The organism is Nocardioides sp. (genome assembly GCF_016462705.1).
GTDB lineage: Bacteria > Actinomycetota > Actinomycetes > Propionibacteriales > Nocardioidaceae > Nocardioides.
In genome coordinates, this window is record NZ_JAEMSS010000075.1 from 14,111 (window position 1) to 19,768 (window position 5,658).

Annotated in this window: 6 protein-coding genes; 5 read left to right on the top strand and 1 reads right to left on the bottom strand. The window is 70.5% G+C overall.

Annotation, left to right across the window (positions count from 1 at the left end; translation table 11 throughout):
* The 4 genes from JHD21_RS11255 to JHD21_RS11270 form a co-directional block, all read left to right on the top strand.
* Positions 1 to 729, top strand: a 729-nt coding sequence (locus JHD21_RS11255) for a TraR/DksA C4-type zinc finger protein (protein ID WP_292674916.1), incomplete at its 5' end; no start/stop codon positions are given.
* Positions 702 to 1,283 carry a signal peptidase II gene (locus JHD21_RS11260; RefSeq protein WP_292674919.1) on the top strand — a complete coding sequence of 194 codons (582 nt, stop codon included), beginning with the start codon at positions 702 to 704 and terminating at the stop codon, positions 1,281 to 1,283. The genes JHD21_RS11255 and JHD21_RS11260, both read left to right, overlap by 28 nt.
* Positions 1,276 to 2,247 carry an RluA family pseudouridine synthase gene (locus JHD21_RS11265; RefSeq protein WP_292674922.1) on the top strand — a complete coding sequence of 324 codons (972 nt, stop codon included), beginning with the start codon at positions 1,276 to 1,278 and terminating at the stop codon, positions 2,245 to 2,247. Before JHD21_RS11260 ends, JHD21_RS11265 begins: the two co-directional genes overlap by 8 nt.
* Positions 2,237 to 2,929 carry a GNAT family N-acetyltransferase gene (locus JHD21_RS11270; protein WP_292674924.1) on the top strand — a complete coding sequence of 231 codons (693 nt, stop codon included), beginning with the start codon at positions 2,237 to 2,239 and terminating at the stop codon, positions 2,927 to 2,929. Before JHD21_RS11265 ends, JHD21_RS11270 begins: the two co-directional genes overlap by 11 nt.
* On the opposite strand, the gene JHD21_RS11275 is transcribed toward JHD21_RS11270, so the two are convergent.
* Positions 2,898 to 3,602: an alpha/beta hydrolase gene (locus JHD21_RS11275; RefSeq protein ID WP_292674927.1), complete on the bottom strand. Its 705-nt coding sequence runs from the start codon at positions 3,600 to 3,602 to the stop codon at positions 2,898 to 2,900. The genes JHD21_RS11270 and JHD21_RS11275 overlap by 32 nt on opposite strands.
* Before the next feature lie 187 nt (positions 3,603 to 3,789).
* Between JHD21_RS11275 and dnaE the strand changes: the two genes are divergently transcribed.
* A partial coding sequence (dnaE, locus tag JHD21_RS11280; protein ID WP_292674930.1) for a DNA polymerase III subunit alpha occupies positions 3,790 to 5,658 on the top strand: 1,869 nt, incomplete at its 3' end.

Consider the following 5,658-nt stretch of genomic DNA (forward strand, 5'->3'; position numbering starts at 1 on the left):
AAGAAGGCTGCGCCCGTCAAGAAGGCTGCGCCCGTCAAGAAGGCTGCGCCCGCCAAGAAGGCTGCGCCCGCCAAGAAGGCTGCGCCCGTCAAGAAGGCTGCGCCCGTCAAGAAGGCTGCGCCCGCCAAGAAGGCTGCGCCCGTCAAGAAGGCTGCGCCCGCCAAGAAGGCCGCGCCCGTCAAGAAGGCCGCGCCCGTCAAGAAGGCCGCGCCGGCGAAGAAGGCCGCCCCTGCCGCCAAGGCCCCGACCACGAAGACTGGGCCGGCCACGAAGTCCGCGCCCGTGAAGAAGGCGGCACCCCCGGCGAAGACGCCGGCGAGCCGCAAGGCGTCGGTCAGCAGGCTGGTCGTCAAGGAGGGCGAGGGCGCGTGGACCAAGGCCGAGCTCAAGGAAGTCCTGGCCGACCTCAAGGAGCAGCGGAGCCACTCCGTCGCCGTGCTCGACGCCCAGGAGGCCGAGCTGACCGGTCTGATGCGCGACTCCGGTGACGGAGCCGGCCAGGACCAGGCCGACATGGGCGCGACCAGCTTCGAGCGCGACCACGAGCTCACCGTGCTCAACAGCGAGCGCGACAAGCTCGCCCAGATCGAGCGAGCCCTCCAGCGCATCGACGACGGCACCTACGGTGTCTGCGAGTCCTGCGGCAACCCCATCGGCAAGCTGCGGCTGATGGCCTTCCCTCGTGCGACACTCTGTATGACATGCAAGCAGCGCGAGGAACGTCGCTGAGCCGAACGGGCTCGGCCGAGAGCTCCTCCGTCCCCGCCCGGCGGCGCTACGTCGGGCTGTTCGCGTTCATCGCCACGCTCCTCTACGCGGTCGACCAGGTCACCAAGTACCTCGCGGTCGAGCACCTGACCGGCGAGCCGGACAAGCCGCTCGTGGGCGACCTGCTGCAGCTCCACCTCACCCGCAACCCCGGCGCGGCGTTCAGCACCGGCACCGCCTTCACCGAGGTCCTCACCTGTGTCGCCATCGTGGCGGTGGGCGTGGTGGTCTGGCTGAGCCGCCGGCTCGGCAGCCGGGCGTGGGCGGTGGCGATGGGCCTGCTCCTGGCCGGGGTGGGCGGCAACCTGACCGACCGGATGCTGCGCGAGCCCGGGCCGTTCCGCGGCGAGGTGATCGACTTCCTGATGCTGCCCAACTGGCCGATCTTCAACGTCGCCGACATGTGCATCAACGCGGCCGCCGGGCTGATCCTGATCCAGGCGTTCCGGGGTATCAAGCTGGACGGCACCCGGGTGAAGTCCGAGGAGCCGGCGAGGACCGAGCCGGATGACTGACCACGCCCCCGACGAGGGGTTGCCGGTCGTGTCCGGTGGCGACCACCGCAGCCTCCCGGTGCCCGACTCGCTCGCCGGCGAGCGGGTGGACGCCGTCATCGCCCAGCTGTTCGGGCTGTCCCGCACCAAGGCCGCGGACCTCATCGGTCGCGGGCTGGTCGAGGTCGACGGTGCCACGGCCAGCAAGAGCGACCGGGTCTTCCCCGGATCGGCGCTCGACGTCACGATCCCCGCCGTGGCCGACCCGCTCGAGGTCAAGCCCGAGGTCGTCGAGGGCATCCGCATCATCCACGACGACCCCGCCATCGTGGTCCTGGACAAGCCGGTCGGCGTCGCCGTGCACCCCTCTCCGGGCTGGACCGGGCCGACCGTCGTCGGCCACCTGGCCGGCGCCGGCTTCCGGATCGCCACCAGCGGAGCCTCGGAGCGCCAGGGCATCGTGCAGCGGCTCGATGTCGGTACCTCGGGCGTGATGGTGATCTGCAAGTCCGAGCACGCCTACTCGAAGCTCAAGAACGCGTTCCGGCACCGTGAGGTCGACAAGACCTACCACGCGCTGGTCCAGGGGCACCCGGACCCGCTGGAGGGGACGGTCGACGCCCCCATCGGCCGGCACCCGAAGTCGGACTGGAAGTTCGCGGTGATGGCCGACGGCAGACCCAGCGTCACCCACTACTCGACGCTGGAGGCGCACCGGTTCGCCTCGCTGCTGGAGGTCCACCTCGAGACCGGCCGCACCCACCAGATCCGGGTGCACATGGCGGCGCTCAAGCACCCGTGCGTGGGGGACCACCTCTACGGCGCCGACCCGACGCTCGCCGCTCGGGTCGGTCTGGACCGGCAGTGGCTGCACGCGGTCAAGCTCGGCTTCGAGCACCCGGAGTCGGGTGACTACGTGGAGTACGAGTCGACCTACCCCGACGACCTGGCCCGCGCGCTCGAGGTCATCCGCGGTGCCGACTGAGCTGACCCTGCGGCCGGCGACCCCGGGCGACCTCGACGACCTCGTGTCCGTCCACGTCTCCTCGCGGGCCGCGGCCCCCATGCCGGCGGGCGTCCACCCCGAGCGCGAGGTGCGGGCCTGGCTCACCGAGCGACTGGACCACGACGAGGTCTGGGTCGCCGTCGTGGGGGACGAGGTCGCGGCGTACACCCGCTTCACCGAGACGTGGCTCGACGACCTCTACGTCGCGCCGGAGCGGGCCGGTCAAGGACTCGGCAGCGCGCTGCTCGGCGTGGTCAAGGCGCGGCGGCCCGGGGGCTTCTGTCTCTGGGTGTTCGAGACGAACCAGCCGGCCCGGGGGTTCTACGCCCACCACGGACTGGTCGAGCTGGAGCGCACCGACGGGACGGGCAACGAGGAGAAGCAGCCCGACATCAGGATGGCCTGGCCGGGGGACGACCCGCTCGCCTTCTACCGCGGGCTCATCGACGAGGTCGACGCCGACCTGGGTGACGTCCTGGCCCGCCGTGCGGCCCTCACCCGGGCCGTTCAGCCCCACAAGCCGGTGGCCGGGCGGGACCCGGACCGCGAGCGTGCCATCGCCGAGGCGATGGCTCGGCGCGCCCCGGCGCTCGGCGCCGACCGGCTGCACCGGATCGTGCACGCGATCATCACCGAGAGCCTCGAGGCGTCGCAGGCGTAGCCAGCCGGGCGAGAAGGCCGGCCAGCTCGTCCGGACGGCTCAGGTTGGGACAGTGCCCGGTCTCGATCTCGTCCGGTCGGGTGATGCCGAGACGCCGGGCCGCGACCCGACGCTGGACCGGCGCTGGGATGAACCGGTCCAAGGTGGTCACGACGTACCTCGCAGGGATGCTCGGGAGCGCGGGCGCCGGCCACGGTGTCCGGCCGAGACCCGCCCCGGTCGAGCGCTCGTTCGCCATCGCCTCGGTGGCGAGCGCCGTGGGCACGTCGTGGAAGAAGACGGTCATCGGGTCCGAGCTGCCGGTGAGCCCGCCGTCCTCCGTGGCCTGCTCGGCCACCGTCTGCGACCACCCGACGTCGCCGAACCACTCCTCGGCAGTCTCGCCGGGCCGCGGCACCATGCCGGCGAGGAAGACCTGCAGCTTCGCGTTCACCGCCTCGGCCACGAGTGGCGCGACGAAGCCACCGGAGGAGTGGCCGACCACCACCAGGTCGTCGACCCCGCCGACCGCCTGCACGACCGTCTCGACGCAGTCGTCCCAGGTCGCGTCGTCGCGATCGGTCGGCAGGTCCGGCGCCAGGGCCTCGTGCCCGCGCTCGCGGAGCGCGTCCCGCACCAGGTCCCAGGCGGCCCCACCATCGCCGGAGCCGTGGATCAGCGCGAACGTCGTCATGCTGGTCAGACACCGGCCACCAGGAGGACTCATCGCGGCGCCCGCCCGATCCTCGGGACTGTCGGCGCGTGATGCCAATCTGGGAACCGCATCGTCGTAGGCTGAGGTTCCTTCCCCAAGGACATCGGCGTTCGTGCGTCGGATGCATCGGCCTACCCGCTGACGAACTTGAGGAGCGTCTCGCACTGTGTCGACCGGCCAGGACTCGTTCGTCCACCTGCACGTGCACACCGAGTACTCCATGCTCGACGGTGCGGCGCGCCTCACCCAGCTGACCCAGAGGGCCGCCGAGCTGGGCCAGCCGGCGGTGGCGATGACCGACCACGGCAACGTGTTCGGGGCCTACGAGTTCTACTCCAAGGCCAAGGCGGCCGGGGTCAAGCCGATCATCGGCATCGAGGCCTACTTCACGCCCAACATCAGCCGGTTCGAGCGCAAGGGCGTCAACTTCTACGGCGGCGGCCCCGACGACGTCTCCGCGCGCGGTGCCTACACCCACATGACCTTGCTCTCGGAGTCCACCGAGGGCATGCACAACCTCTTCCGGCTCAGCACCGGGGCGTGGCGCGACGGGTTCTTCAAGCACCCCCGCATGGACCGCGAGCTGCTGTCCCAGCACTCCCGGGGGATCATCGGGACGACCGGCTGTCCCTCCGGCGAGGTGCAGGTCCACCTGCGGCACGGCAACTACGACGCCGCCCGCCAGGCCGCGGCGGACTTCCAGGACATCCTCGGCCGGGACAACTACTTCCTCGAGCTGATGGACCACGGCCTCGAGCTGGAGACCAGGGTCCGCGACGGGCTGGTGCGGCTAGCCCGGGACCTGCAGATCCCCATGCTGGCGACCAACGACTCCCACTACGTCATGCGCGAGGACGCCCCGAGCCAGGAGCACCTGCTCTGCATCAACTCCGGCTCAACGATGGACATCCCGGCCGGCGACGGCCCGGGCCAGCGGTTCGCGTTCTCCGGCGACGGCTACTACCTCAAGTCCTCCGCCGAGATGCGGGAGATCTGGCGCGAGCTGCCGGAGGCGTGCGACAACACCCTGCTGATCGCCGAGCGCTGCGACGTCCGGTTCACCGAGGGCAACGGCACCTTCATGCCGCGCTTCCCCTGCCCCGAGGGGGAGAGCGAGGACTCGTGGCTGGTCAAGGAGGTCGAGAAGGGCCTCCGGTTCCGCTACCCCCACGGCATCCCCGACGACGTACGCCGGCAGGCCGACTTCGAGGTCGGCGTGATCACCCAGATGGGGTTCCCCGGCTACTTCCTCGTCGTCGCCGACTTCATCAACTGGGCCAAGGACCACGGCATCCGGGTCGGGCCGGGGCGCGGGTCCGGCGCCGGCTCGATGGTGGCCTACGCGATGCGGATCACCGACCTGGACCCGCTGGTCCACGGCCTGATCTTCGAGCGGTTCCTCAACCCCGACCGCGTCTCCATGCCCGACTTCGACATCGACTTCGACGAGCGTCGGCGCGGCGAGGTGATCCGCTACGTCACCGAGAAGTACGGCGACGACCGGGTCGCGATGATCGTCACCTACGGCACCATCAAGGCCAAGCAGGCGGTCAAGGACTCCTCGAGGATCCTCGGCTACCCGTTCGCCATGGGCGACCGGATCACCAAGGCGATGCCGGCCTCGGTCATGGGCAAGGACGTCCCGCTCAAGGAGATCTTCGACAGCAACCACAAGCGCTACGGCGAGGGCGGCGAGTTCCGCGCCCTCTACGACGGCGACCAGGACGTCAAGCGGGTCGTCGACACCGCCATCGGCATCGAGGGGCTCAAGCGCCAGTGGGGCGTCCACGCGGCCGGGGTGATCATGTCGAGCGAGCCGCTCATCGACGTCATCCCGCTGCTCAAGCGGCCCGCCGACGGCGCGATGATCACCCAGTTCGACTACCCCACCTGTGAGGCCCTCGGGCTGATCAAGATGGACTTCCTGGGGCTGCGCAACCTCACGGTCCTCGACGACGCGGTCAAGAACATCCAGGCCAACCGCGGCGAGACCGTCGTCCTCGAGGACCTCGAGCTGACCGACGAGGCGACCTAC